Annotated in this window: 21 protein-coding genes; 6 read left to right on the top strand and 15 right to left on the bottom strand. The window is 72.0% G+C overall.

What is annotated here, in order from left to right; all coding sequences use genetic code 11:
• Positions 1-175: 175 nt before the first annotated feature.
• Positions 176-517 carry a hypothetical protein gene (locus ACZ4N5_RS32055; RefSeq protein ID WP_467760527.1) on the bottom strand — a complete coding sequence of 114 codons (342 nt, stop codon included), beginning with the start codon at positions 515-517 and terminating at the stop codon, positions 176-178.
• 124 nt (positions 518-641) lie between these two features.
• Here ACZ4N5_RS32055 and ACZ4N5_RS32050 point away from each other — a divergent pair, with 124 nt between their 5' ends.
• Complete coding sequence (locus tag ACZ4N5_RS32050; RefSeq protein ID WP_467760571.1) at positions 642-1,565, top strand: hypothetical protein; 924 nt, start codon at positions 642-644, stop codon at positions 1,563-1,565.
• A 119-nt stretch (positions 1,566-1,684) separates the two neighbouring features.
• Here ACZ4N5_RS32050 and pdxR read toward each other — a convergent pair whose 3' ends face one another.
• Positions 1,685-3,076: a MocR-like pyridoxine biosynthesis transcription factor PdxR gene (pdxR, locus tag ACZ4N5_RS32045; protein WP_467760526.1), complete on the bottom strand. Its 1,392-nt coding sequence runs from the start codon at positions 3,074-3,076 to the stop codon at positions 1,685-1,687.
• Between the two features lie 47 nt (positions 3,077-3,123).
• Here pdxR and ACZ4N5_RS32040 point away from each other — a divergent pair, with 47 nt between their 5' ends.
• Both ACZ4N5_RS32040 and ACZ4N5_RS32035 read left to right on the top strand, forming a co-directional pair.
• Entirely contained in the window at positions 3,124-3,714 is a 591-nt protein-coding gene (locus tag ACZ4N5_RS32040; protein WP_467760525.1) for a carboxymuconolactone decarboxylase family protein, read from the top strand.
• 34 nt (positions 3,715-3,748) lie between these two features.
• Positions 3,749-4,462 carry an isocitrate lyase/PEP mutase family protein gene (locus ACZ4N5_RS32035; RefSeq protein WP_467760570.1) on the top strand — a complete coding sequence of 238 codons (714 nt, stop codon included), beginning with the start codon at positions 3,749-3,751 and terminating at the stop codon, positions 4,460-4,462.
• A 196-nt stretch (positions 4,463-4,658) separates the two neighbouring features.
• On the opposite strand, the gene ACZ4N5_RS32030 is transcribed toward ACZ4N5_RS32035, so the two are convergent.
• From ACZ4N5_RS32030 to ACZ4N5_RS32010, 5 genes are all read right to left on the bottom strand, one after another.
• Complete coding sequence (locus ACZ4N5_RS32030; RefSeq protein ID WP_467760524.1) at positions 4,659-5,618, bottom strand: ABC transporter substrate-binding protein; 960 nt, start codon at positions 5,616-5,618, stop codon at positions 4,659-4,661.
• A 1-nt stretch (position 5,619) separates the two neighbouring features.
• Positions 5,620-7,560, bottom strand: a complete 1,941-nt coding sequence (locus ACZ4N5_RS32025) for an ABC transporter permease (RefSeq protein WP_467760523.1) — start codon at positions 7,558-7,560, stop codon at positions 5,620-5,622.
• Complete coding sequence (locus ACZ4N5_RS32020; protein ID WP_467760569.1) at positions 7,560-8,789, bottom strand: quaternary amine ABC transporter ATP-binding protein; 1,230 nt, start codon at positions 8,787-8,789, stop codon at positions 7,560-7,562. Before ACZ4N5_RS32020 ends, ACZ4N5_RS32025 begins: the two co-directional genes overlap by 1 nt.
• Positions 8,790-8,818: 29 nt before the next feature.
• On the bottom strand, positions 8,819-10,348 hold the full coding sequence (locus tag ACZ4N5_RS32015; protein WP_467760522.1) for a GMC family oxidoreductase: 1,530 nt from the start codon (positions 10,346-10,348) through the stop codon (positions 8,819-8,821).
• Positions 10,349-10,596: 248 nt separating this feature from the next.
• Positions 10,597-12,108, bottom strand: coding sequence for an aldehyde dehydrogenase family protein (locus ACZ4N5_RS32010; RefSeq protein WP_467760521.1), 1,512 nt, complete (start codon positions 12,106-12,108; stop codon positions 10,597-10,599).
• 237 nt (positions 12,109-12,345) lie between these two features.
• Here ACZ4N5_RS32010 and ACZ4N5_RS32005 point away from each other — a divergent pair, with 237 nt between their 5' ends.
• On the top strand, positions 12,346-13,275 hold the full coding sequence (locus ACZ4N5_RS32005) for a bifunctional helix-turn-helix transcriptional regulator/GNAT family N-acetyltransferase (protein WP_467760520.1): 930 nt from the start codon (positions 12,346-12,348) through the stop codon (positions 13,273-13,275).
• Positions 13,276-13,325: 50 nt separating this feature from the next.
• Here ACZ4N5_RS32005 and ACZ4N5_RS32000 read toward each other — a convergent pair whose 3' ends face one another.
• The 5 genes from ACZ4N5_RS32000 to ACZ4N5_RS31980 form a co-directional block, all read right to left on the bottom strand.
• Positions 13,326-13,970, bottom strand: a complete 645-nt coding sequence (locus ACZ4N5_RS32000) for a hypothetical protein (RefSeq protein ID WP_467760519.1) — start codon at positions 13,968-13,970, stop codon at positions 13,326-13,328.
• A gap of 875 nt (positions 13,971-14,845) precedes the next feature.
• Entirely contained in the window at positions 14,846-15,835 is a 990-nt protein-coding gene (locus ACZ4N5_RS31995) for a malate dehydrogenase (protein ID WP_467760518.1), read from the bottom strand.
• Between the two features lie 522 nt (positions 15,836-16,357).
• Positions 16,358-17,569, bottom strand: a complete 1,212-nt coding sequence (locus ACZ4N5_RS31990; RefSeq protein ID WP_467760517.1) for a helix-turn-helix domain-containing protein — start codon at positions 17,567-17,569, stop codon at positions 16,358-16,360.
• A gap of 596 nt (positions 17,570-18,165) precedes the next feature.
• Positions 18,166-18,606, bottom strand: a complete 441-nt coding sequence (locus ACZ4N5_RS31985) for a DUF3017 domain-containing protein (protein WP_467760568.1) — start codon at positions 18,604-18,606, stop codon at positions 18,166-18,168.
• Between the two features lie 358 nt (positions 18,607-18,964).
• Positions 18,965-19,819, bottom strand: a complete 855-nt coding sequence (locus ACZ4N5_RS31980) for a bifunctional methylenetetrahydrofolate dehydrogenase/methenyltetrahydrofolate cyclohydrolase (protein ID WP_081218974.1) — start codon at positions 19,817-19,819, stop codon at positions 18,965-18,967.
• 267 nt (positions 19,820-20,086) lie between these two features.
• On the opposite strand from ACZ4N5_RS31980, the gene ACZ4N5_RS31975 reads away from it, so the two are divergent.
• On the top strand, positions 20,087-20,722 hold the full coding sequence (locus tag ACZ4N5_RS31975) for a hypothetical protein (protein ID WP_467760516.1): 636 nt from the start codon (positions 20,087-20,089) through the stop codon (positions 20,720-20,722).
• A 279-nt stretch (positions 20,723-21,001) separates the two neighbouring features.
• Here ACZ4N5_RS31975 and purH read toward each other — a convergent pair whose 3' ends face one another.
• Positions 21,002-22,591, bottom strand: coding sequence for a bifunctional phosphoribosylaminoimidazolecarboxamide formyltransferase/IMP cyclohydrolase (gene purH, locus ACZ4N5_RS31970; protein ID WP_467760515.1), 1,590 nt, complete (start codon positions 22,589-22,591; stop codon positions 21,002-21,004).
• A complete protein-coding gene (purN, locus tag ACZ4N5_RS31965) occupies positions 22,588-23,208 on the bottom strand; it encodes a phosphoribosylglycinamide formyltransferase (protein ID WP_467760514.1) in 621 nt (206 codons plus the stop codon). Before purN ends, purH begins: the two co-directional genes overlap by 4 nt.
• Before the next feature lie 471 nt (positions 23,209-23,679).
• On the opposite strand from purN, the gene ACZ4N5_RS31960 reads away from it, so the two are divergent.
• Positions 23,680-24,564 (top strand): hypothetical protein, encoded by an 885-nt coding sequence (locus ACZ4N5_RS31960; RefSeq protein ID WP_467760513.1) that lies wholly within the window; start codon positions 23,680-23,682, stop codon positions 24,562-24,564.
• 129 nt (positions 24,565-24,693) lie between these two features.
• Here ACZ4N5_RS31960 and ACZ4N5_RS31955 read toward each other — a convergent pair whose 3' ends face one another.
• Positions 24,694-26,562, bottom strand: coding sequence for a cell division protein PerM (locus ACZ4N5_RS31955; RefSeq protein ID WP_467760512.1), 1,869 nt, complete (start codon positions 26,560-26,562; stop codon positions 24,694-24,696).
• Positions 26,563-26,619 lie beyond the last annotated feature (57 nt).

Here is a 26,619-nt window from a genome sequence, read left to right as displayed (position 1 = left end):
CGGGGGCGCGGCGGGAGGTACGGACGCGGCGCGAGAAGCGGCGCGGCGGGCGGGTCTTGGTGCGCTGCGTGCGAGCGCGGCGGACGCGCTGCGTTCGCGCGGCGGCGCGCGCCGGGTACGGGCGGCGGACGCGCTGGGTGCGGGCGCGGCGTCCGGTCGGAGGGCGCCCGCGGGATCAGCCGCCGGAGCTGCCCTTGCCGCCGCCGAAGCCGCCGCGGTGGACGCCGCCGTGGCTGCCACCGGAACCGCCTGAGCTCCGGGGCTCGGTGAAGGAGCCGTCGTCGATCCAGCCGCTCTTCTTCTGCCCGCCGTAGTACCAGACGCTGTTGGCCGAGGTCTTGGTGGAATCGCAGTTCTTGTCGGCGACGACCTTGTAGCCCTTGCCGAGGTGGTAGCTGTCGCGGTCGACGCAGCGCTTGTCGGGGTCCGCGGAGCAGGCGGTGAGCGCCGCCGCGAGAAGTCCCATGCCGCCGAGGACGACCGTGCCCGAGCGCAGTTGGCGTCGTACGTCTGCCATGTCCGTTTCCCCCGTTTGTTCTGTTCACGTTCGGTGAGGGGAACAGATTAGAGATCGGGTACGGCGCACCCGCAGTGACCCCCGGCGACGCACCTTCCCCTACAGTCACTTCGTGCTCTTTGGAATGGTGTGCGCCCTTGGTGCCTCGGTCTGTTTCGGTACGGCGACGGTTCTGCAGGCGATGGCCGCGCGGGCCGCGGGCGGGGGCGGGACGGGCGGCGGGGCCGGCGGTGCGGCGGCACTGCTGCTGCGGGCGCTGCGGCAGTGGCGTTATCTGGCGGGACTGGGCCTCGACGGCGTCGGGTTCCTGCTGCAGATCATCGCGCTGCGGTCGCTTCCGATCTACGCCGTCGGCGCCGCCCTCGCCGCGAGCCTGGCCGTCACCGCGGTGGTCGCCTCGCGGCTGCTCCATGTGCGGCTGAGCCGGGTCGAGTGGGGCGCGGTGGCGGTGGTGTGCGCGGGGCTCGCGATGCTGGGGCTGGCGTCCGGGACGGAGGGGGACCGGACGGGGTCCCTGGCCTTGAAGTACGCGACGCTGGGGACGTCTTTGGCCGTCCTGGTGCTGGGGCTGGTCGGCGGACGGCTGCCCGACAAGGGGCGGGCGCTCGCGCTGGGACTCGGGGCCGGGTTCGGGTTCGGGGTGGTCGAGGTGGCGGTGCGGCTGATCGAGGACCTCGATCCCGGGAGGCTGCTGGCCAATCCGGCGACCTACGCGCTGCTGATCGGCGGCGGGGCGGCGTTCCTGCTGCTCACCACGGCCCTGGAACGGGGTTCGGTGACGACGGCCACCGCCGGGCTGGTCATCGGGGAGACCATCGGGCCCGCGCTGGTGGGGGTGGTGTGGCTGGGCGACCGTACGCGCGAGGGATTGTCCTGGCTGGCGGTTCTCGGTTTCGCGGTGGCTGTGGCGGGGGCCCTGGCCCTGGCGCGGTTCGGCGAGGCACCGGGTGCGGAGACGCCTGCGTCCGCCCCGGCGGAGGCGACGGAGGCGGAGGGAGACGCGGAGGCGGAGGAAGCGCGGAAGGCGAAGAGGTTCCGCGAGGGGTAGAGGTTCGCGAGGGGTCGGTCTCCCGGTGGTGGGCCACCCGGAGCGCGCCTCAGGAACCGTCAAGAGCCTTCAAGAGCTTTCAAGAGTCTCCAGAGCCCTCACGAACGGGGATCCCGGCTTCAGGGAAGTGCTCGGCACAGTGCGTCCAGTGCGCCCGACCAGGCGTGATCCGGCGGTGTGCCGTAGCCGACGACCAGGGCGTCCTGGGGCGGGGCGAGGGCGTCGGGATGGCGATGGCGGGAGAGGCCGTGGACGGCGAGGCCCTGCCAGGCGGCGGCCTGGACGACCGACTGCTCGGTGCCCGGCGGCAGTTGGAGCACGGCGTGCAGTCCGGCGGCGATGCCGGTGGCGTGCACGGCGGGGGCACGGGTGGCGAGCGCGGCGACGAGGGCGTCCCGGCGGCGCCGGTAGCGCAGGCGGGCGGCGCGGACGTGGCGGTCGTAGGCGCCGGAGGTGATGAACTCCGCCAGGGTCAGCTGGTCCAGCGCTCCGGTGGACCAACCGCCCTCCCCTTTCAGGGAGATGACCTCATCCGCGAGGGACGGCGGCAGGACCAGCCAGCCGAGGCGCAGCGCGGGCGCCAGCGACTTGCTCGCGGTGCCCAGATGGACCACGTGGTCGGGGTCCAGGCCCTGCAACGCGCCGATGGGCTGCCGGTCGTAGCGGAACTCGCCGTCGTAGTCGTCCTCCAGTACGAGCCCGCCGGTGCGGCGGGCCCAGTCGACGACGGCGGCCCGGCGGTCCGGATGCAGCGGCACACCCATCGGGAACTGGTGGGCGGGGGTGAGCAGTACGGCTCGTACACCCGTCATGTCGCTTGTGTCGGTACCGAGTTCGTCGAAGGGCAGAGGGGTGGTGCGCAGGCCCGACCGGTGCAGCAGATTCCAGTGCACGTCCAGGCCGTACGACTCCACGGCCAGCGAGCGCAGACCCCGCCGGCGCAGGACCGCGCCGAGCAGCGTCAGGCCGTCCGAGAAGCCGGAGCAGATCACGATGCGCTCCGGGTCGGCGCGGACGCCCCGGGCGCGGGAGAGATAGACGGCGAGGGCGGCGCGCAGTTCCGGGCGGCCGCGTGGATCGCCGTAGCCGAAGGCGTCGTGCGGGGCGCGGGCCAGCGCGCGGCGGGCCGCCTTGAGCCAGGCGGTGCGCGGGAAGGACGCGAGGTCGGGGGTGCCGGGGACGAGGTCGTACGGGGGACGGCCCTGTTCTCGGCGGCGCGGCGCGGCCTCCGGCGCCGGTCGTACGACGCTCCGCTCGGCCACTTTCGTGCCCGAGCCCTGGCGGGCGGTGAGCCAGCCCTCGGCGACGAGGTCGGCGTAGGCCTCGGCGACCGTGTTGCGGGCGACGCCCAGGTCGGTGGCGAGCGAACGGGAGGACGGGAGGCGGGTTCCGGGGGCCAGCCGACCGCTGCGGACCGCCTCGCGCAACGCGTCCGTCAGCCCTTTGCGGACCCCCGATCCGGTCGGCTCGACATGAAGGTCGACGCCCAAAGTGGCCCATGTTCTCGCCATGGAAATGGACCATACTCCTGGGCTACTCCCCTCGTAGGGTCGATGGCATGACGACACAGGAGACGACCACGCGGACGACCACGACCAGCACCGCGCCGAACACCGCGACCGGCGCCGCGAAGAGCACGGCGCCGAACACGACGAGCGACGCCGAGAGCGAGCGGTACGCGCCGGAACACACCCCGCGACTCCACTGGGCCGAGCTCGCCCCCGACGTCTACAAGGCGATGGTCAGGCTCGACGCGGCGGCCCGGCGCGGGGTGGACCCCGTGCTCCTGGAGCTGGTGAAGATCCGTGCCTCGCAGCTGAACCACTGCGCGTTCTGCCTCGACATGCACACCAAGGACGCGCTGGCCGCGGGTGAGAGCGTGGAGCGGATCGTGCAGCTCGGCGCGTGGGAGGAATCGCGGCACTTCTACACGGAGAAGGAGCTCGCGGCGATCGAGCTGACCGAGGCCGTCACCGTGCTGACGGAAGGGTTCGTGCCGGACGAGGTGTACGAGCGCGCGGCTCGGCACTTCGAGGAGACCGAGCTGGCCCAGTTGATCGCCGCGATCACGGTGATCAACGCCTGGAACCGGTTCGGCGTGACCTGCCGCCTGGTGCCCGGCCACTACCGGGCGGGCCAGTACAAGTGACGGCCCCGCGCGTCCCGGAGGGGAGTACGCGGTGGTGAACAAGGCCGAGAGGTTCCGGGCGCTGCACCACGGGCGGGTGCCGGGCGATCCGCTGGTGCTGCCCGGCCCCTGGGACGCCGCGAGCGCGCGGGTGTTCGTGGACGCGGGGTTCCCCGCGCTCGCCACACCGAGCGCGGGGGTCGCCGCCTCGCTCGGGTACGCGGACGGGAAGACGCCCGCCGACGAGATGTTCGCGGCGGTCGCGCGGATCGTACGGGCCGTCGACGTGCCGGTGTCGGCGGATGTGGAGGACGGTTACGGACTCGCGCCCGAGGAGCTGGTGGAGCGGTTGCTGGAGGCAGGTGCCGTCGGCTGCAACCTTGAGGACTCCACGGGCGGTGTCCTCAAGGACGCGGCCCGGCACGCCGACTGGCTGGCCGAGGTGCGGGGCGCGGCGGCGGACCTGCTCTTCGTGAACGCCCGAGTCGATGTCTTCGCCCACGGGGACGGAGATCCCGGGCGGGCCATCGAGCGGGCCGCGCTGTACGTCGCGGCGGGGGCGGACTGTGTGTATCCGATCGGGGCACCGCCCGAGGTCCTTCCGCTGCTGCGGTCCGGCATCCGAGGGCCGGTGAACGTGTTCGCCCGGCTCGGCGGGGCAACGGCAGCCGAACTGGGCGAACTCGGTGCCACCCGGGTCACGTTCGGACCCGGCTTGCAGCGCCGGGCGGCGGAGGCACTGCGGGACATCGCGGCGGAGCTGAGGTAGGTCGGCGGACGCCCTGTCCGGCGACGGCGCGTTGCTTGGCGCCGCCGCCCGGGCGTCATGGCCGCCCCGCGCGGACCGTCGGCGCATTGCCGCTCCCCGTGGGGCGGGTGCCACCTCTGGCATCCGCCCCACGGCCGTACAGAGCCGCGGGTGCCGCTTCCGGCATCCGCCCCACGGCCGTACAGGGCCGCGGCGACTACGCCGGAAGCCACGCCCGCCATGTGGAGGCGTGGTGCTCCACCCACTTCTTCGCCGCCTCCTGAGGCGTCAGCTTGTCGTTGGCGATCATCAAGGAGACCTCGTTCTGGTCGGCGGTGGTCCACTTGAAGTTCTTCAGGAAGGCGGCGGCCCTGCCGCCGGTCTTCGCGAAGTCGGCGTTGAGGTACTTCCGCAGCGGGGTGTGCGGGTACGCGCACGCGACCTTCGCCGCGTCGGCGTCACAGCCGTCCTTGTAGGCGGGCAGCTTCACCTCGGTCATGGGGACCTTCTCGAAGAGCCACTGCGGGGAGTACCAGTACGTGAGGAACGGCTTCCGCTCCTTCGCGAACTGCTTCATCTGCGTGATCTGTGCGGCCTCCGAACCGGCGAACACGACCTGGTAGTTCAGGTGCAGGTTGTTCACCAGCGCCTTGTCGTTGGTGACGTACGACGGGGAACCGTCGAGGAGCTGGCCCTTGCCGCCGCTCTCGGGCGTGCGCAGTCGGCCCGCGTACTTGTCGAGGTGCTTCCAGTCCGTCACGTCGGGGTGCTGCTTCGCGAAGTACGTCGGGACGTACCAGCCGATGTGCCCGGTCACGCCCAGGTTCCCGCCGGGCGCGATCGTCTTCTTGTCCTCGACGTATCGCTTCTCCTGGTCGGGGTGGCCCCAGTCCTCCAGGATCGCGTCGACACGGCCCTGGCTGAGCGCGTCCCAGGCGGGCACCTCGTCGACCTGGACGGTGTCGACGCGATAGCCCATCTCATGTTCGAGGAGGTACTGCGCCACGGCCACGTTCGACTGGGCGCCGACCCAGGACTGCACGGACAGGGTGACCGTCCTGGCGCCCCGGGCGTTCGCGAAGGGCGAGGCCTGCTTGGTCATGTCGGCGGCGCCGCAGCCGGTGAGCAGCAGCAGGGCCGATGCGCCGGCCAGCGCGGATGTCGTACGGACGCGCATGTCAGGCTCCCTTCTTCGCACGGCGTTCGGTCGGCTGGGTCACCCGGTCGAGCATCAGGCCGAGGCAGACGATCGCGGCGCCCGCGACCAGGCCGGTGGCCAGATCGCCCTGAGCGAGGCCGAACACGACGTCGTAGCCGAGCGCGCCACCGCCGACCAGGCCGCCGATGATGACGACGGCGAGGACCAGGACGACGCCCTGGTTGACGGCGAGCAGCAGCGCGGGCCGGGCCAACGGCAGTTGGACCTGGCGCAGTTGCTGCACGGGGGTCGCTCCGAGGGAGCGGGCGGCCTCCAGTGCGGCCGGGTCGACGGCGCGCAGCCCCTGGGTGGTGATGCGGACCACGGCGGGCAACGCGTAGACGACCGCGGCGGCGACGGCGGGTGCGCGGCCGACGCCGAACAGCGCGACCACGGGAATGAGGTACACGAACTGCGGCATGGTCTGGAAGACGTCGAGGACGGGCCGCAGCAGACGCTCGAACCGTTCGCTGCGCGCGGCCGCGATCCCGGTGGCGAAGCCGAGCACGAGGGTCACGGCGACCGCGGCGAGCACCTGGGAGAGCGTGTCGAGGGACGGCTTCCACGCGCCCAGCACGCCGATCGCGGCCATGGCGAGGACGGCGGTGAGCGCGGTGCGCCAGGTGCCGATCAGCCAGGCGAGGGCGGCGACGACGAGCAGCACGGCCCACCAGGGCAGCCACTGCAGACCGTCCCGGAGCGGGTCGAGGACCCAGGTGGTGAAGTGGCCCGCCCAGTCGGCGGTGCCGCCGATGTAGGGGACGCCGGAGTAGAGGTGGCCGGTCATCCAGTCGACGGCGCTGTTCACGGGCTCGGCGATGTTCACCACCCACGCGTCGGGCCAGTCCAGCCGACCCACGAGACGTCCGGCGACCGCGACGGCCACGGCGGCGGCGGCCGCGTACAGCCAGGGAGTGTTCGTGCGGGCCTCTCCGAGCCGTTCGCCCGCCGCGGCCGTGACCCGGTCGAGGACGACGGCGAGGAGGACGATCGGAATGCCGGCGGCGAGCGCGGCACCCACGTCCACGGAGGCGAGGGCCTGGTAGACGCGGTCGCCGAGACCGCCGGCGCCGATCACGGAGGCGATGACGGCCATGGACAGCGCCATCATGATCGTCTGGTTGAGGCCGAGGAGGAGTTCCTTGCGGGCCAGCGGGAGGCGGGCGGTGAGCAGCCGCTGGCGGGCCGTGGCGCCGAGCGAGGCGACGGCCTCCATCACGCCCTCGTCCGCGTCGCGCAGGCCGAGCGCGGTGAGGCGGGCCATGGGTGGGGCGGCGTAGACGACGGTGGCGAGCACGGCCGCGGGGACGCCGATGCCGAAGACCAGCACGACGGGCAGCAGATACGCGAACGCCGGGAGCACCTGCATGGTGTCGAGGACGGGGCGCAGCGCGCGGTGGGTGCGGTCGGAGAGCCCGGCGGCGAGGCCGAGCAGCGCGCCCAGGACGACGGAGGCGAACACGGCGACCACCATGACGGCCAGCGTCTGCATGGTGGGCACCCACATGCCGAGCAGTCCACAGGCGAGGATCGCGGCGCCGGTGCCGAGGGCCAGCCGTACGCCCGCGGCCCGCCAGGCCACGAGAGCGGCCACGGCGGTCACTCCGGCCCAGCCGGCCGCGAGGAGCAGCAGATAGACGGCGCGTACGGAGAGGACGACGGCGTTGCTGACGTAACCGAAGAAGTACAGGAACAGTGGGTGGCTGTCACGGTTGTCGATGATCCAGTCGCCGGCTCCGCCGAGCGGTCCGGTCAGGTCGACGGTCAGCGCGTGCGGCCAACTGCCACCGGCCCAGCGGGCGTTGGCGAGGGGCACGAGGACCGCCGCGACGGCCGCGAGCAGCAGGAGCTTGCCGACGGCCGGATGCCTGAGGCGCCGGGGAAGGACCGTACGGGGAGCGGACGCGGTGACTGCGGCCATCACACCGCCTCCTTGCGCGAGTCCGGGTCGGGGTCCGGATCCAAGTCGGTGCGCGGGTCCGAGTCTGCGTGCGGGTCCGAGCCGGAGCGCGGGTCCGAGCCGTCTCGAATGGTCGACCTGTCTCGAAGGTCCGACCCGGCGACGACGTGGAGCAGCCGCTCGTGGTCGACGACGCCGAGGCAGCGGCCGTCCCGTACGACGCAGGCGGCCCGGCCCGTGCGGGCGACGGCCTTGATGGCGTCGGCGACCACGGTGTCGGGGGCGAGCGCGCCGGGGTGGTCCGGACCTCCGCAGTCCCCGGCCCGCATGACCGTGCGGACCGTCATGACCTGCTCGCGGGGCACGTCGCGGACGAACTCGCGGACGTAGGCGTCGGCCGGGGAGCCGACGATCTCCTCGGGGGTGCCGAGCTGGACGATCCGGCCGTCGCGCATCAGGGCGATGCGGTCGCCGAGGCGCAGGGCCTCGGTCAGGTCATGGGTGATGAAGACCATCGTGCGGCCCTCCTCGCGGTGCAGCCGGACGACCTCTTCCTGCATGTCGCGCCGGATCATCGGGTCGAGCGCGCTGAACGGTTCGTCGAAGAGCAGGACTTCGGGGTCGACGGCGAGTGCGCGGGCCAGCCCCACGCGCTGCTGCTGACCGCCGGACAGCTGTCCGGGCCTGCGCTGCTCCATACCCTCCAGACCGACCTTGGCGACGACCTCGGTGGCCTTCGCCCGGCGTTCGTCACGCGAGACACCCTGGATCTCCAGGCCGTAGGCGACGTTGTCGAGCACCGAGCGGTGCGGCAGCAGGCCGAAGTGCTGGAAGACCATGGCGGCTCGGTGGCGGCGCAGTTCGCGCAGCCGGGCCTTGTCCATCGCGAGGACGTCCTCGCCGTCGATCGACAGGCGGCCCGAGGTGGGCTCGATCAGCCGGGTGAGGCAGCGCACGAGCGTGGACTTGCCCGAGCCGGACAGGCCCATGACGACGAAGACCTCGCCCTTGTGCACGTCGAAACCGACGTCACGGACGGCGGCGGTGCAGCCGGTGGCGGCGCGCAGCTCGGCGGCGTCGAGGGAGGCGAGCTCGGGGTCGCCGGGGACGCGGTCGGCCTTCGGACCGAAGACCTTCCACAGGTTGCGCACGGAGAAGACGGGGTTGACTCCCGCATCACCGGCGGTGGTTGCCGTGCTGTCGGTCGTACCGGCCCCGGTGTTCCCGGTGGTTGTCGTGACGTCGGTCATCGCGTCGCTCCCGTCGGTCGTCGTACTCATCACGCACCGCCCCCGATCAGGTCGGCGGCCTTCTCGCCGACCATGAGCACCCCGATCATCGGGTTCACGGCGGGCATGGTCGGGAAGACGGAGGCATCGGCGATCCGGATGCCGTCGAGGCCGCGGACGCGCAGTTCCGGGTCCACCACCGCGAGTTCGTCGGAGAGTTCGCCCATCCGGCAGGTGCCCGCCGGGTGGTACACGGTGTGCGCGACCTGGCGTGCGTACGCGCTGAGCTCCTCCTCGTCCGTGATGCCGGGGCCGGGGCACACCTCGCGTTTGAGCCAGCCGGCGAGTGGCTCGGCCTGGGCTATCTCACGGGCGATCTTGATGCCGTCGACGAGGGTACGGCCGTCGTAGTCGTCCTCGTCCGTGAAGTACCGGAAGTCGAGGGCGGGTTTGACGGCGGGGTCGGCGCTGGTCAGGTAAAGGCGGCCGCGGCTGCGCGGCTTGGGGATGTTGGGGGTCATGGAGACGCCGTGCGCGGGGCGTTCGTAGCCGAGACGCTCCGGGTTGTCCGTGAAGGGGATCTGGTAGAAGTGGAACATCAGGTCGGGGCCCGGCTGTTCCGGGTCGCGGCGCACGAACAGGCCCGCGTCGGAGTCCATCGCGGAGTTCTCGGGGATGGGCCCGTTCGTCTCCCAGACGATCACCGACTCGGGGTGGTCGAGCAGGTTCTCGCCGACGCCCGGCAGATCGTGCGCGACCGGGATGTCGAGCTCCTCCAGGTCACCGGCGGGTCCGATGCCGGAGTGCAGCAGCAGACGCGGCGAGTCGACCGCGCCCGCGCACAGCAGGACCTCGTTCCGCGCCCGGACGAGAACCTCTTCGTCGTCCTTCGTGCGGACGTGCACGCCCGTGACCCGCGTTCCGTCCAGCTCCAGCCTGTACGCCCAAGTCTCCAGCAGGAGCGTGAGGTTGGGCCGCTCGTCCATCACCGGGTGCAGGTACGCCACCGAGGCGCTCGACCGCTTGTTGTCCTCCGGGTGGTACGCGAGGTCGAAGAAGCCGGCGCCCTCGGTGAACGGCTGCCGGTTGAAGCCCTCGACACGCGGCACCTCGAGGGCGGACTGCGCGGCGGCCACGAAGTCCCTCGCGATGGCGTTCCGGTCCTTCTCGTCGACCGGGACGATGTTGTTCAGGAGTCGCGCGTAGTACGCCTCCATGGACACCGCGCCCCAGCCCTTGGCGCCGGCCGCCTCCCACTCGTCCCAGTCGGAGGGGAGCGGCTTGAAGGCGATCAGCGTGTTGTGCGACGAGCAGCCACCGAGCACCCGGGCGCGGCTGTGCCGGATGTGCGAGTTGCCGCGCGGCTGCTCGGTGGTCGGGTAGTCGTAGTCGAGCTCCCCGCCGAGCAGACCCATCCAGCGGCGCAGGGTGAGGACGTCGTCGCGGCCGACATCGCTGGGGCCACCCTCGATGACGGCGACGGTGACATCCGGGTTCTCGGTGAGGCGGGACGCGATCACGGAGCCCGCCGTGCCGCCGCCGATGACGACGTAGTCGTACGTGTTCTCGTGCTGGGACATGAAGTGGTGCTCCAAAGTGCCTTGGTCGATGGGGTTTCGGGGAGGGGCCGGGGCCGACGCGGAAGCCCGACGGACAGACGCCGAGGGGCAGCCGGCCAACCGACGGACGGGTGCCGACGTCGGCCGGCGAACCGACGGGACAGACGCCGAAGGCAGTCGGCGAACCGACGGACAGGTGCCGAAAGCGGTCGGCGAACCGACGGACAGGTGCCGATGTCAGCCGGGGGGCCGGCTGACGGGCGCTGGAGTCAGCCGGCGAACCAACGGACCGGCGCCGGTGCGAGGTTCTGGTAGACGTGCTTGGTCTCGCGGTACTCGGCGAGCCCGGCCGGACCGAGTTCGCGTCCGACGCCGCTCCTGCCGAAGCCGCCCCACTCCGCCTGCGGGAGGTAGGGGTGGAAGTCGTTGATCCAGACGGTGCCGTGGCGCAGCCGGCCCGCGACGCGGCGGGCGCGGCCGGCGTCGGCGGTCCAGACGGCGCCCGCGAGGCCGTACTCGGTGTCGTTGGCGAGGGCGACGGCCTCGTCCTCGGTGGCGAAGGTCTCCACGGTCAGGACGGGTCCGAAGACCTCCTCACGAACGACCCGCATGGCGCGGTGGCACTGGTCGAGGACGGTCGGCTCGTAGAAGTACCCGCCGGCGGGACGGACTCCGGACGGCTCGGGCCGCTTGCCGCCGGTGCGCAGCACCGCGCCCTCGGCCAGCGCGGAGGCGACGTACGCCTCGGTCTTCGCGCGCTGCTGCTCGGAGACGAGCGGGCCGCACTCGACGCCGTCCTCGGTGCCGCGGCCGAGCCGGATCGCGCCCGCCCTGCGGGCGAGTTCGGCGACGAAGCGCTCGCGCAGGGACTCCTCGACGATGAGCCGTGAACCGGCCGAGCACACCTGGCCGCTGTGGATGAAGGCGGCGTTGAGGGCCTGGTCGACGGCGGTGTCGAAGCCCTCCTCGGTGGCGCAGGCGTCGGCGAAGACGACGTTGGGGTTCTTGCCGCCGAGTTCGAGCGCGACCTTCTTGACCGTGTCGGCGGCGGCGCGCGCCACCTTCGTACCGCTGGCGAGGCCGCCGGTGAAGGAGACGAGGTCGACGTCGGGGTGCTCGGCGAGGCGGGCGCCGACGGTGTGGCCGGGGCCCGTGACGAGGCCCGCGACACCGGCGGGCAGCCCGGCCTCGGCCAGCAGACCGAGCAGCGCGACGGTGGTCAGCGGGGTGATCTCGCTCGGCTTGACCACGAAGGTATTGCCCGCGGCGAGGGCCGGAGCGATCTTCCAACTGGCCTGGAGGAGCGGATAGTTCCAGGGCGTGATCAGCGCGCACACGCCGACGGGCTCGTGCACGACGACGCTGTGGATGTCGGACGACCCGGCGTCCACCACGCGCCCGCCGCCCTCCCCCACCACGAGGTCGGCGAAGTAGCGGAAGGCGTCGGCGACGCAGTCGATGTCGACGCGCCCTTCCTCCAGGGTCTTGCCCGCGTCACGGCTTTCGAGCAGCCCGAGCTCCTCGCGGTCGCGGACGAGGAGGTCGGCGACGCGGCGCAGCAGGGCGGCACGACCGGTGACGGGGGTGTGCGGCCAGGGGCCCTCGTCGAAGGCGCGCCGTGCGGCGGCGACCGCGAGGTCCGCGTCCTTCTCGTCACCCTCCGCGACCACGGCGAACGGCTCGGCGTCGGCGGGGTCGATGATCTCGCGCGTCGCGCCGGAGAGCGCCGCACGCCACTCGCCGCCCACGTGGATGGTCTGTTCTGCCTGCTGTCCGGCCATGATCGGTGTTGCCTTCCGTTCCTGTTCGATGCCCCCGTGTCACGCATGGGTCACTCCCGGGAGCCGGGAGCACCTGCCCCCCGACTCCGGTTGCATGCACAATCCGTCACCAAAAGTGCGCCGCGTCACTGAAAAATCCGCCAAAAAGCGGCGAGAACGGGCGATAGACAGCCGTCCTTCCTTTGACTAAAGTCAAAGGAATACGGGATGGAACGGCACCGGACAGGGAGCCGGAAAATGGAGCCAGCGTCAGCGGACCAGGTGACGGCGCTGCGGCGGTTCAACCGCTACTTCACCCGGCGCATCGGAGTCCTCGACGACCACTACCTCGGCCAGGACCGCCCCCTCGGCGAGGCCCGGCTGCTGTTCGAGATCGGCGGGACGGGAGCGTCCCTGCGCGAACTCAGGGCCCGACTCGGCCTGGACGCCGGGTACTTGAGCCGGATGATGCGGGCCCTTGAGGCACAGGGCCTCGTCCGGGTGAGCGTCCATCCCGGCGACAGCAGACTGCGGGTCGCCGACCTCACGGCCGCCGGTCAGGTCGAGGTCAAGGAGCAGAACCGACTGGCCAACGGTCTGGCCGAGGGCCTGCTCGGCGGTCTCGCCGCTCCCCAGCGAGCGGAGCTGACCGCGGCCCTCGACACGGCGCACCGCCTGCTCCGGCTCGCCGCGATCACCATCGCGACCGTCGACGGCGCCTCCCCCGACGCCCGCGCCTGCCTCGACGCCTACGCGGCCGACATCGACGAGCGGTTCCCCGAAGGCTTCGACCCCGGCACCCTCGTCCGGCCCCACGAGGTGTCGGGGGACGCGGGCGCCTTCCTCGTCGCCTACGAGGAGGACCGTCCCGTGGGCTGCGGCGCGCTGCGCCGGCTCGCTCCTCACGTGGGCGAGATCCGCCATGTGTGGGTGCACCCCGCCGCCCGCCGGCTCGGCCTCGGACGCCGCATCCTCGACGGCCTCGAACAACGGGCCACCGAGCGCGAGTTCACCGTCGTACGACTCGACACGCACGCCGCGCTCTCCGAGGCCCGGGCGATGTACCGGGCGTGCGGATACACGGAGATCCCGCGGTACGACGACAACGTGTACGCGGCGTACTGGTTCGAGAAGCGGCTGCCCGCCGCCGGGGCGCGGGAAACGCCCGTGCACCAGGGCAGGTCCTAGGGCCGCCTCCTGCGTTCAGTACAGCTCGGGCGTCAGCTGGGGCTCGTACGTCAGGTGGGGCTCGTGCAGTCGAACCCGGTCGGGCAGAAGGAGTTCACGGCCGTCGTGAGCTGCTCGGTCATGTCCGCGCCCGGCGGACCGCTCGCGATGATGGCGTACGGCGTGCCGTCGGCGGCCTGGAAACGGTGGTCGACGGTCTGGGTGGCTCCGTACTGCTTGCTGTCGTAGCGGTAGCTGAACTCCGTCCAGTCGGTGCCGGTCTGCCTGCCCAGGTACTGGTAGCCCCTGAACCCCTCGGCGATGCCCTCGGCCTGCGAAGAGGACTCCGTCACGGAGGTCTCCTTGACCTCGAACACCATGAGCCTGCGATTGCCGCCGGGTGCCGTGTAGGTGACGACGGGCGCCAGCTTGCCCTGCGTCTCCTCGCGCGCCCAGCCGTCCGGCACGTCCACGGTGTAGCCGACCGGATCGACCGCCCGGCTGTACCCGGGGGACGGCGCCGGGGCGGTGGTCACGGCCGGATCCGCGTAGGCACCCTCGCTGCCGGACGCGTTCGAGGTGTCCTGAGGCGCGCCGGGCTGCGTCGCCGTGACGGTCACCGCGGGACCGGACGTGCCCGCGTTCGGGTGTCCCGACGAGTCATCCCTGGTCAGCGCCCACAGTCCGCCGCCCACGCCGCCCGCCAGAACGGCCACGGCCACAATCACCAGAAGCAGCCGACGCGAGTCACCGGCCCCCGGCGCCCGACCGCCCCCGGGTGTCGCGCCACCCCCGGGCCAGGTCTGCGGCTGCTGGTGCGGCTGCGACCAGGCCTGGGCCTGCTGCTGGTGCTGGGGCCATGGATGCGGCTGCGGCGGCAATGGCTGCGCCTGCGGTTGCGGCGGCAATGGCTGCGCCTGCGGTTGCGGCGGCAATGGCTGCGCCTGCGGTTGCGGCGGCAATGGCTGTGCCTGCGGCTGCGGTGGTGTGGAACCGGGCGGATAGGACTCAGGCCGCAGTGGACCCGCCTGCGTGGCCGCCGCCCACCACTGCTGCTCCCCCGCCGGCGGCGCTCCGCCGGCGTCGACCCCGTCCTGAACTCCACCGCCGTCCGGCCGACCCGTACCGTCGTCGACCCATTGCCGACGGTCCGCGTCCCATCTCTGCGCCATCCCGTCACCCCCCGTTCCCCGTCGGCCCCACCCGACGGCCCGATCTCGACGCATCTCTCGCCGAACCCCTGTCGCGCCCCTGCCCCCCCCCCGGCGGACCGTACGTAACGACGATAGTGAGAATTCCGCCAACAGCACCCCTCTTTATGGCGACAAAGCACATACGTTCGATACGTACTTTCCGTACGCCTTGCCGCCCCCCTGCCCGATGACCGCTCACCGAGCCGGGCTCGTGGCACTCCGCCCTCGTTCAGGAAGCGCGCCGGAACCCGGAACGGGCGAACCACCGAACCGGGAACGAACGCACCGATGCCCGGGTGGTGATTGCCACCCGGGCATCGGTGCGTACTGCGGCGGAACGGACTCGACCGAGTCGAACCGGACCGTTGTCGGTCCGGCTCAGCTCGGTTGCAGTCGGATCAGATCAGGCCGAGGCTGCGGACCGCCTCGCGCTCCTCCTCGAGCTCCTTGACGGAGGCGTCGATGCGGGCGCGGGAGAACTCGTTGATGTCCAGGCCCTGGACGATCTCGTACTGGCCGTCCTTCGTGGTGACGGGGAAGGAGGAGATGAGACCCTCCGGCACACCGTACGAACCGTCCGACGGGATACCCATGGAGGTCCAGTCGCCGTCCGCCGTGCCGTTGACCCAGGTGAAGACGTGGTCGATGGCGGCGTTGGCGGCCGAGGCGGCCGAGGACGCGCCACGGGCCTCGATGATCGCCGCGCCGCGCTTGGCGACGGTCGGGATGAACTCCTCGGCCAGCCACTTCTCGTCGCTCACGACCTCGGCGGCGTTCTTGCCGGCGACCGAGGCGTGGAAGATGTCGGGGTACTGGGTGGCGGAGTGGTTGCCCCAGATGGTCAGACGCTTGATGTCGGCGACCGTGGTGCCCGTCTTCTTCGCGAGCTGGGTCAGCGCGCGGTTGTGGTCCAGACGGGTCATTGCGGTGAAGCGCTCGGCGGGTACGTCCGGGGCGGCGGCCTGGGCGATCAGCGCGTTCGTGTTCGCCGGGTTGCCGACTACCAGGATCTTGACGTCGTCCGCGGCGTTGTCGTTGATCGCCTTGCCCTGCGGCTTGAAGATGCCGCCGTTGGCGGAGAGCAGGTCGCCGCGCTCCATGCCCTTGGTGCGGGGGCGGGCGCCGACGAGCAGACCGACGTTGGTGCCGTCGAAGGCGACGTTCGGGTCGTCCGTGATGTCGATGCCCTGAAGAAGCGGGAAGGCGCAGTCGTCGAGCTCCATGGCGGTGCCCTCGGCGGCCTTCAGCGCCGGCGTGATCTCCAGGAGGCGCAGCTTGACCGGCACGTCCGCGCCGAGCAACTGGCCGGAGGCGATGCGGAAGAGCAGGGCGTAACCGATCTGGCCGGCCGCGCCGGTGACGGTGACGTTCACGGGAGTGCGGGTCATGGCGTTCTCCGTATGACAGCTGGCGGTGGGGCGTCCCTGCCCCGGGTGCAGGATCGTCCCCTGCAACCACCGCAATGATCGATCAAAGGTTCCGATGATCGATCTCTCGGCGTCAAGAGAGATCCGCCGTCAGGCTATCGCGCATCCGGGACGCCGGACGTCAGGGTCCGTGTGGCCCACCCCACAGATCTCCCGCAGATCCCCCCGGAAGGCGGTCGCCGGGCTCGGGAGAGGGTGAACTCGACGACCGCCAAAGGGGGTACCGGGGGCGCCGGAAAGGGATCTCCCCCCTCCCCGACAGCACCGGATCCCGTGGGGGTACGTTGCGCCTGCCCCCTCCGCGCCAACTCAATCCCCCAACGCCGGGAATTTCTCAGGGGCCCGCCCACAGCGGTTCTTCGGCCCTCCGCCCCTGCCCTTCCCACCCCTGGGGCTGCCGCCCCGGACCCCGTTCCCCGAACGCCGGAGGGGCTGAATCCCGCCCCGCAGCCGAAGTTGCGCCGGAGAGCGCCGGCGCCCCCGCTACGTCGTACACCCCTTCTGACCGGACCTCAGCGTCGCGCAGGCCTTCGCGTCACCGGCGTCCTTCACCGCCACCATCGGCGTGTACGCGTCCGCGTCCGTGTCCACGGCGGCCGTCTGCTTCGCCGCGGCCCCCGACGACACCTCTACCCGGTCGCCCACGGCCGCCTGCGTGATGCGGGCCCAAGCCGTCCCGCACGTCTTGCTGTACCGCACCTCCACCAGCGTGGTCCGCACCGTCACGCTGGTCGTGGTCCTGGCCAGTTGACCGCCGCAGCCCATCTTCTCGGGGTCCTTCCCGGTGCACGAGGCCCCGCTGCACTTCACCCCGGGCGGCAGATCGGGCTGGGCACTGGCGGAGGCCGCCGGCGTCTTCGGCGTACCGCCCGCGTCCTTCTTGTCCCCGCCCTGCGTGAGATAGGCGGCGGCCGCGACGACGACCAGCGCCCCCACGACCCCGGCGAGGAACATCGTCAGCCGCCGCTTCCGCCGTGCGGAGTCCACCCCGGCACCGACGGGCCGCGCGTCCTGCGGCTCGGGACCCCCGGCCGCACGAGGCGGCCCCACCGGCGCCACCGGACCGAACCGCCCACCCCCGTCGGACGGCGACGCGACAACCCCCCAGCTGCCGCCCGCACGTCCTGCCCCACCGGCCGAGGGGCCGGTGGCCCCGCCGGTTCCGCCCGCCGCTCCTCCGGACGAAGCTTCGCCGCCGTCCCGCCCGGACGGCTGTACCGGCACCGACGGAGACCCGGACGGCGGCGCCTGAGGCGAACCCCCCGCCGGTTCCGCGGTCCCGGGCACGGCGGTCGCGCTGCCGCCCCGTCGGGCCGACCGCTGCCGCCCGCCGCTCTCCTTCGTCGAAGGCGGCCCGAACTCCCCCAGCGCAGCCCGCGCCTGGGATATTCGTATCGCCTCCATCGTCATGTCGTGGCGCATCTCCGAACGGCTCCAGGCACGCTCGGCCAGCTCCCACATGGTCGCCAGATGCACGGGACTGGTCCCGGTCACCTCGGCCAGCGCGACGATCGCGCCCTTGGGCGCGAGCAGCCGGCCGTTCAGGTACCGGTCCCAGGATGTCTTGCTGTAGCCCGTGCGGTCGGCCACGGCCGCGATGCTCAAACCGCTCCGGTCGACGAGCAGTCGAAGCTGACTGGCGAACTCCTTGACCTGCGGATCGAGTTCATCCGGCAACGCCTTCCAACGAGGCATTCTTTCCTCACTTCCCCCCGTACGTGCACAGCTGTTTCCCGCGTTGTGGCTCCCGAGCTCTCGACCCCGCGTCGAGCGGAGGGGTACCCCCGTCTCCGCCGAGTCCCCGTTCTGGCTACCCACAGGGATGCGCTCGGTCAGGATCTCAGTTCCCGATATGGGGGCGCACGGGAGCATTTGAGCCGGAGCATGCACCGTTGCACGCCCGCCGGGCCACGGTCCAGTGTTCCACCGGCGACGGCGGGACGGCAGACCGCAACGACCGGTCGGCAGGCCGGAGTTGGATGGTTCCCGTCGCACAACGCGCACACCGTGGCGGAATGGTCACTTCCGTGCCACAGCGGACTGCCGGCTGTTGAACAGCCCGTTCCCGTGCACAAGGGTTGTCCCAGGGCGGAACACTCGCCCGACAGCGGCCCGTCCTTGACTCGGGGGAGAGGACGGGCCGCCGTCATCCCCGAAGCCGAAGCCGACCTGAACTCGAACCCGGCACGTGGGCGTCAGGTGAGACAACACGGCCCGCCCTCCCCCGAAGGAGAGGACGGGCCGTCGGCACGCGTTGGCGAGCCGACACGCACGCGCGGGTCGTCCGCGACTCAGCGGACCGTGAAGTGCAAGGTGTCGTCGAGGAACGGGATCTCCAGCAACGGGTTGGGCTGGGCCATCAGCGCGAGCACCACGATGGCGATGCCCAGGACGCCGTACGTGACCATGTCCGTGAAACGGGATCGGACCGCGAGCATGCCCACGCTGGGCAGCATCCAGCGCATCACGGCACCCGCGAGCAGCGCGGCGCCGATCAGGATCGTGCCGACGCGGAACACGTCGAGCGCGGTGAGCAGCAGGCCGAGCGCGACGGCCGACAGCACGGTGAGGATGGGCCACTGACGCGCGGGCGCCGGGGCATCCCCGGACGCCGCCCGGCCGCCGCCTTCGGGGCGTGCCGTGTCGCGAGTGAACAGCGGGAAGCGCCGCGTGGTGCGCCGCGGCCTCCCCTCGGCATCGGGCGCGCTGATCGCGTCGGTCGCCCCGTCCAGCTCATCGGCCTCGGCCTCGGCCCCGGGCGCGGACCCGGGCGCGACCTCAGCTTCCGCCTCGGACCCGGACCCGACCTCGGTCTTCAACTCGGCCTCGATCTCGCTCTCCTTCTCGGACTCGGTCCGCCCGGCGGCCCCGGCACGCACCCCGGGCTCGGTGGCCCGGCCGTCCGCGCCCCGTGCCACGGACTCGCCCCCTGCCCCTGCTCCCGCGGAAGCGGAGGCAGAGGTGGACGCGGAGGCCCGCGCCCCGGTGACGGCGTCGCGCAGGGCGCTCTCCGCCTCCCGTACGGCCGACTCGGTCCCGGCGCCTCGCGCGCCGCGCGCCGCGCCGTCCTCGGACTCGTGGGTGCTGCCGTCAGCCGACACTGCGTTCCGCCGCTTCCACCACGTTGACGAGCAGCTGGGCGCGGGTCATCGGGCCGACACCGCCCGGGTTCGGGGAGATCCAGGCGGCGACCTCGGCGACGTCCGGGTGGACGTCTCCGACGATCTTGCCCTCGGCGCTGCGCGAGACACCGACGTCCAGGACGGCGGCGCCCGGCTTCACGTCCTCGGCCCTGATGAGGTGCGCGGAGCCCGCGGCGGCGACGATGATGTCGGCGCGCTTGAGGTGCGCGGAGAGGTCACGGGTACCGGTGTGGCACTGGGTGACCGTGGCGTTCTCGCTGCGCCGCGTCAGCAGCAGCGGCATCGGACGCCCGATGGTCACACCGCGGCCGACGACCACGACCTCGGCACCCTTGATCTCCACGCCGTAGCGGCGCAGGAGCGTGAGGACGCCGTTGGGGGTGCAGGGCAGCGGGGCGGGCTCGTTGAGGACGAGACGCCCGAGGTTCATCGGGTGCAGGCCGTCCGCGTCCTTGTCCGGGTCCATCAGTTCCAGGATGCGGTTCTCGTCGATGCCCTTGGGAAGCGGCAGCTGGACGATGTAGCCGGTGCAGGCAGGGTCCTCGTTCAGCTCGCGGACCACCGCCTCGATCTCTTCCTGCGTGGCGGTCGCGGGCAGTTCGCGCTGGATGGAGGCGATACCCACCTGGGCGCAGTCGCGGTGCTTGCCCGCGACGTACTTCTGGCTTCCGGGGTCGTCCCCGACCAGGACCGTCCCGAGGCCGGGCGTGACGCCCTTCTCCTTCAGGGCCGCCACGCGGACGGTCAGGTCGGACTTGATCGCGGCTGCGGTGGCCTTGCCATCGAGAATCTGGGCGGTCATGACCCCCATCCTCCCGGATGACGCGGTCCAGGTTCCAATCCGGGGCCATAGCGGTCGTCCGGCGCCCGATTCGCCCGTATCCGGCCATGATCACTCATGTTGCACTTGGACAACACCTACGGAATGGCGCTGGACAAGTAAGAGTCTGCTAAAGAACGATGAGCACACAGTGTCGCGGGCAGTACCGGGGGGACGGACCGCTCTGTAGAAATTCCTCCGAACCGTGCCGCGCGTAGTCCCCGCACCAGGCAACGGAGGAAACCCGCCATGAGTTTCGGCGACCCGAACAACCCTTACGGCCCGCCGCCGCAGCAGCCTCCCACCGCGCCGCCGGGAGTTCCCGGTTACGGGTACCCGCAGGCCCCGCCCAACGTGCCCCCGCAGGGCTACGGCTACCCGCAGCAGCCCGCGTACCCCGGCTACCCGGGCGGCACCATGATGCCGCAGACCATGCCGGGCCTGATGACCACCGCCCGCGTGCTGCTCTACATCGTCGCCGGTGTGCAGGTCCTCATCGGCATCTTCGCGATCTTCGGCGCCGCCACCATCAACGACGCGTCCAACGCCGGCGAGGACACCTTCGGCAACAACGGCTTCTCCGACCTCGGCCACGACTCCGCGGGCATCATCCTGGTGATCGCGCTGCTCTTCCTCGCCCTCGCGGGTCTGTCGATCACGCTGGGAGTCAAGTTCACCAGAGGCGGCCAGGGCATCCGGATCACCACCATGGTCTACGGCATCCTGGGCTCCCTGTTCGGCGTCCTCGGCCTGATCTCCGCGGCGGACGCCAACTCCTCCGCATCGCTGGTGTTCGCGCTGCTGTGGATCGGCTTCGGCGGTGTGATGGCGGCGGCGATGATCGCGCCGTCCGGCGTCGCGTGGTTCAACCGTCCGCGCTACTGAGCGGACCGCCCCACAGCGAAACCGTCCGTAACGCCGAACCGTTCCTACCGCAGGACGATCCGCACCGCCGGACCGTCCGCACCACCGGACCATCCGCACCGCCGAACGGTTCACCGCACGTAACAGCTCATCGAAAAAGTTCATCGAAACAGTTCATCGAACCGCTCGCGTCACGCACATCAAGGGCCGTGTCCCACCCCGTACAGGGGAGACACGGCCCTGGTGCTTGCGCCGCCCACACCGAATCCCGTACGCGGACGGGCTCGGCGCGGGTGCGGCTCAGTGGAAGAAGTGCCGCGTCCCGGTGAAGTACATCGTGATGCCGGCCTTCTTGGCGGCCTCCACGACCAGCTCGTCGCGGACCGAACCGCCGGGCTGGACCACGGCCTTGACGCCCGCGTCGGCGAGGATCTCCAGGCCGTCGGGGAACGGGAAGAACGCGTCCGAGGCGGCGTAGGAGCCACGGGCACGCTCGGCGCCGGCCCGCTCGACCGCGAGCTTCGCGGAGTCGACGCGGTTGACCTGGCCCATGCCGACGCCGACCGAGGCGCCGTCCTTGGCGAGCAGGATCGCATTGGACTTCACGGCGCGGCAGGCGCGCCACGCGAAGGCCAGCTCGTCCAGCTCACCCTGACTCAGCGCCTCACCGGTCGCCAGGGTCCAGCTGGCCGGGTTGTCGCCTGCGGCCTGGAGCCGGTCGGTGACCTGGAGCAGCGCGCCACCGTCGACGGGCTTGATCTCGACGGGGGCGGCGGGGGCGTTGTGGGCCCGCAGCACGCGGATGTTCTTCTTCTTGGTGAGGGCTTCGAGGGCGCCGTCCTCGAACTCGGGCGCGACGATGACCTCGGTGAAGATCTCCGCGACCTGCTCGGCCATCTCCTTGGTGACCGGCCGGTTGACCGCGATCACGCCGCCGAACGCGGACAGCGGGTCACAGGCGTGCGCCTTGCGGTGCGCCTCGGCGACGTTCGACGCGACGGCGATCCCGCACGGGTTGGCGTGCTTGATGATCGCGACGCAGGGGTCCTCGTGGTCGTACGCGGCACGGCGCGCGGCATCCGTGTCCGTGTAGTTGTTGTACGACATCTCCTTGCCGTGCAGCTGCTCGGCCTCGGCGAGACCGCCCGTGCCGGAGGTGTAGAGGGCGGCGGGCTGGTGCGGGTTCTCGCCGTAGCGGAGCGTGTGCGCGCGCTCCCAGGTGGCACCGAGGAAGTCGGGGAACTGCGAGTCGTCGACCGGCGCGTACGAGGAGGCGAACCAGGAGGCGACGGCGACGTCGTACGCGGCCGTGTGCTGGAAGGCCTCGGCGGCGAGCCGCTTGCGGGTGTGCAGGTCGAAACCGCCGTCCTGGACCGCGGCGAGGACGTCGCCGTAGCGGTCGGGGCTGGTGACGACGGCGACGGAGGGGTGGTTCTTGGCGGCCGCGCGCACCATCGAGGGTCCGCCGATGTCGATCTGCTCGACGCACTCGTCGGGGGTCGCCCCGGACTCGACCGTCTCCCGGAACGGGTAGAGGTTGACGACGACGAGGTCGAACGGCTCGACGCCGAGCTCGGCGAGCTGCTGCCGGTGGCTCTCGAGGCGCAGATCGGCGAGGATCCCGGCGTGGACCTTCGGGTGCAGGGTCTTGACCCGGCCGTCCAGGCACTCGGGGAAGCCGGTCAGCTCCTCCACCTTGGTGACGGGCACTCCGGCCGCGGCGATCTTCGCGGCGGTGGAGCCTGTGGAGACGAGCTCGACGCCGGCGGCGTGCAGCCCGCGGGCCAGCTCATCGAGACCGGTCTTGTCGTACACGCTGACGAGCGCGCGCCGGATGACCCGCTTGGTGCCCTCGGTGCTCTCGGCCGTGACTGTGCTGTCGGCGGTCACTGGATAACTACCTTTCGTCCCTCAATGCGATAGCCGTTGCGGGCGAGCCGCCCCACGACATCGACGAGCAGCCTTCGCTCGACTTCCTTGATGCGCTCGTGCAGAGCGCTCTCGTCGTCCTCGTTGCGGATCTCGACCACGCCCTGGGCGATGATCGGTCCGGTGTCGACGCCGTCGTCGACGAAGTGGACGGTGCAGCCGGTGACCCGGGCTCCGTACGCGAGCGCGTCGCGGACGCCGTGGGCGCCGGGAAAACTGGGGAGCAGCGCGGGATGGGTGTTGACGAACCGTCCGCCGAACCGGGCGAGGAATTCCTTCCCCACGATCTTCATGAACCCGGCGGACACGACGAGATCGGGCTCGTACGCGGCGGTCGCCTCGGTGAGCGCCCGGTCCCACTCGTCCCGGCTGCCGTGGTCCTTGACCTTGCACACGAACGTCGGGAGCCCGGCACGCTCGGCCCGCGCGAGCCCCTCGATGCCGTCCCGGTCGGCACCGACGGCCACGATCTCGGCACCGTAGGCCGCTGAGCCCGCCTCCGCGACGGCGTCGAGCAGTGCCTGCAGATTCGTACCTGATCCGGAGACCAGCACGACGAGGCGCTTGGTCTTGGCCACGAGGGGGCCCTTTCTCGGGGGAGCGTTTGTACGGTCGTACGAATGCTTCGCGCCCCGGGATACGGGGAAGTCTACGAAGCGGCCGACCGTCAGCAACGATACCGGCACACCGGGCGGCCCCCACGGGACGGGGGCGAGGCCGGAAGGTAGCGTCTGGGGAGGATGCACCCGGGAACACCACCGGCACGGGGAACGCCCTGTGCGCGCGGGACGTTGACCTGGGACAAGGACGAACGTTCGGGGTACGGCCCCGACACCACCTGCGGCACGGGTTCCGGAGACATCCGGGGCGCCTGTCCGGGGGTACGAAGCTCGGGGCGCGAGTCCGGAGTGCGAAGCTCGGGGCGTCAGTCCGGGGCGGACCGACCCGAGGCGTCAGCCCGGGAGGACCGGCTCGGGGCGCGCGTCGCGAGCGCGAAGCTGTGTGGACACGCCGCCTGCCAGAACCACCAAGGGGAAGACGCTCACCTGATGCCGGACCGCAGTCTCCGACTCCCTCCGCTCCTGCTGCGCGAGCGGCGCCCTTCGTCCACCCCGCCGAGGTCGGGCGGGGACGGCTCCACAGGCGGGCCCGGCTCCGCGGACGGGAACGGCGGCGGCTCGGCAGGTGGAAGCGGCGGCGGCCCCTCGGGCGAGCGCGGACCCGACGCTCCCGACACTCCCCCGTCCGGCCCGTCGGCTCCCTCGAACCAGGACGACAATCCGTTCGCGCCGCCGCCGGAGGGGACACCCGACCAGCCCTGGCAGCCGCGCCGGCACGGACAAGGGCACGGACAGGGCTCGGGCGAGAACGGCGCGGGCGGACAGCAGGGCCCGGGGCACTCCCCCTGGGGCAGCCAGTGGAGCGACCGGCAGCCCGGTCCCTCGAACGGCGGCGGCTTCGGCGACCGGCCGGGCGCGCCGCAGGGGCAGGGCGGTCCCGAAGGGCCCGGCGGCAAACCCGGTGGGGGCATGCGCTGGGATCCCACGGACCCGGCCCAGCGCCGCGCCCGTTACGCACTGCTCTCCGGCATGTGGGCCTTCTTCTTCGTGCTCTTCGGCTGGCCGTACGTGGCCCTGCTGCTCGGCGCCCTCGCCCTGTACTGGGGCGGCAGCGCGCTCCGTTCCAAGGCGCGCACGCCGGACCCGGACGCCCCGGCGCCCGACCCGAACATCCGCCCCCAGATGACCGCCGCGGTGAGCGGCATGGTCACCGCGTCGCTTGCCATCGTGATGGTCGCCGGGATCTTCACCGCCCACCTCGTCTACAGCGACTACTACTCCTGCACGAACGACGCCCTGACGAACGCCGCGAAGCAGTCCTGCAACGACCTTCTCCCGAAGGATCTGCGCGGACTGCTGGGCACCCACAACTGACGACCCGCCTCCTGCCCGGGCCACGGCCCGGCAGGAGGCCGGCCCGCCGCCCGCCTTCCCGGGAACCCCGCAGGATCTGCCGAGGCGAGGCCCGGTCCCAGATCAGCCGGGGCGAGACCCGGTCCCGGATCAGCGGGGCGAACCCCTCCCCGGACCACTTCGACCCGGGTCCTCCGCCCCGCCCTCGGTCGGAGTCCCCGGCTCCGCCGGGATCTCGAAGTCCTCCGTGTCCTCTGTGTCCTCCGGGCCCTCCCGGTCCTCCGGGTGTCCCGGGTCTTCCGGGCGCTCCGGGTATCCCGGGTACTCCGGGTCCTCTGATTCGGCGTGCCCGCTCGCCTTCTTCAGGGCCTCCCAGCGGGTCTCCCTCGACGTCTCCTCGTGCCACCCGGCCGCCGTGGCCTCCCCCGGCAGAAAGTCGTACGGCTCGTTGGACTCGTAGGAGTCGTAGGGGTCGTACGGGTCGAAGTCCTCAAGCACGGACTCCAGCAGCGCGGGTTCGACCCGAGCCGCGGTGGACGCCGACGCCTGCATCGGAACCGGCGTCGGCACCGGCATCGAGGGGGTGCCCCTGCGCCCCGGCATCCAGCGGGGCATCCGCAGCCGGGGAGTCCGCCCGATTCCGCGCGCGTACCGGAGAGCACCGGCGCCCTTCGCCGCCCCGCGACCCCGGTCCCTCCACTCGGACGCACCCACCGCGACGGGAATCCCGACGACCGCCGTCCACATCGCTGTCGCGGGCCCCACCTGCCACCACACCGGCCCGAAATGGGTCAGGGCGCCGACGCCCAGTGGCCCCCCGGCCAGCCCGGCGAGCACACCGAGCGCGATGCCGCACCATCCGGCGGCGAGCGAGACGACGGCCACCGTCCGCCCGTGCGGCCAGGGCTCCTCCCGGCCCGGGGTCCCCCGTCCGGCCCCCGCCTTCACCACGAACCACGCCACCGTCACCGCGGCGGCCATCGGCACCAGCCCGCTCAACCAGGTCGGCGGCGCCCCGGAACCTGCCTTCGGCAACGCGGCGAGCAGCGGAAACGCCGGCAGCAGATCGGCCGACGTGCGCGCGCCGACGACGGTCGCGGTCAGCGGTGCCGCGACATGACCGGCGCTCAGGACGACACCGGGCCCGAGCCCGTAAGCCGCCCCCCACACCGCCGCGTTCGGCACCAGGACCAGACACAGCAGCAGTACGGCGAACCGGCCCGACCACACCCCGGTGAGCTGGACGAACGAGGCGCGAGCCGTGTCCCCGTGCCAGACCAGCGACGCCGCCACGAGCAGCGCCCCGCCTCCGACGAGGACCGCGACCCCGGCCGCGGCGGCCCGCGCCGCTCCGGCGAGCACCCGGTCGTCCGCGGCGACGAGACGGCGTACGGCCAGGACCGGACGCACTCCGGTGAGCGGAAGCGCCCCCACGGACCGCTGCCTCCGGAACGGCATCGGCCCCCACGGGCGCCCGTACGCCGTCCAGACCCCCGTTCCGGCGGCGGTCACCGCGAGCAGCGGCAGACAGATAGCGGCCCAGGTCCAGGAGGGACGCAACGTCCCGCCCGAGGCGTACAGCGCGGCGGCCCAGCCGACGGACAGATAGCCGGCCACGACGCCGGCCCACGCCGTACGCGGCGACGCCCCGGACGTGGCATCGGCCGCCTCCCGCGCGGCCCGGTGCAGCAGCCAGGCCGGGAGGGCGAGCAGGAGAAGGGGCGTCACCCCCACCGGCATCGGCAGGCCGGACAGGGTGTCGGTGCGGATCAACTCCACGCCGTGGGCTAGCAGCCAGAGCGCGGTGGCGACATGCAGTGCTCCACCCGGCCCGCTGTCCGGGTAGGGCGAGCTGATCCACAGCACCATGACGAGGACGGCGAACGAGCCGAGTCCGAGCCCCGCGGCGAGGGCGCCGCCCAGGAGGCTCGCGGCCAGTCCGGGTGATCGGCCGCGCATCCGGGTGAGCCGGGGCGACAACGAGAGCCTGCGGTCGGTGATTTGGGTCACAGCCCTCATGCTCCCAACGACACGCGCTTTCTCGCCGTAACAGGCGAACCCTGGATGTGTCGCTCA

It is taken from the genome of Streptomyces sp. NPDC026500, assembly GCF_055567635.1.
The sequence above is the reverse complement of the archived record's forward strand: the minus strand, read 5'-3'. Positions and strand labels throughout refer to the sequence as shown.